This is a genomic window from Vibrio sp. 03_296 (assembly GCF_002265885.1).
In genome coordinates this window covers 1-701 of record NZ_NPKW01000897.1, presented here as the reverse complement: position 1 = coordinate 701, position 701 = coordinate 1, and the positions used below count along the sequence as shown (strand labels likewise).

At 50.1% G+C, this 701-nt stretch carries 1 pseudogene; it reads right to left on the bottom strand.

Going from position 1 to position 701, the window contains the following annotated elements:
* Positions 1-38: 38 nt before the first annotated feature.
* Positions 39-641: pseudogene (plsY, locus tag CIK04_RS28710) on the bottom strand (glycerol-3-phosphate 1-O-acyltransferase PlsY).
* Between the last annotated feature and the right edge of the window lie 60 nt (positions 642-701).

Sequence of the window (701 nt, the reverse complement as noted above, 5' to 3'; positions counted from 1 at the left end):
TCGTCGTCTCGTATTTCGCTTGTCGTCTCTTATTTTGCTTATTGTGACTTAGGCATTTGCAGTTTTTTCTCACCGATTTTGGGTTCTTCACCAGTAAACAAGCGGCGGATATTTTGGTGATGTCTTAACACAATCAAACAGCAGAGCATGCCTACGGGCAAGGTGTACTGGGGCTTGATCATCCAAGTGTACATCGGGCGAGTAAACGGTAACCAACGCGGCCAATGAAGAGTAGCGGAAGAGTATCGCGACCAACAGCCATGTCATCCATGAATCATCCCTGCAAATCCAAACCGATAGGGGCTTATGGCTCCCAGACGCTGTTGCCACCCTTACCCCCTTGGAAATGAAAGAACAGTGGGTACATATGACCAAGGCAGGCTGCAATGGCTATCACGCCAAGCAGTACGGGTTCAATACCAAGGTAGTAACCACTCCAAACCGGAATTGTCCCTTTGAGCATATCGCACAGCAGTACCGCCGCGGCGGCACCTTTACCACCGATGCGCAACACGTTGGTGGCACCAGGGTTGTTTGAACCCACACCTCGGGGATCGGGCAATTCTCAGCACACGACAAATCAGCACCGCACTGGAAATTGATCCCAGCAGGTAGGCGATGATGGTCATTGTCACTGCCATTGCGTCATGTGAGTCCCTAATGATTGGAAAGTAATGCTCATTTTCGCGTAGTTGCTATCA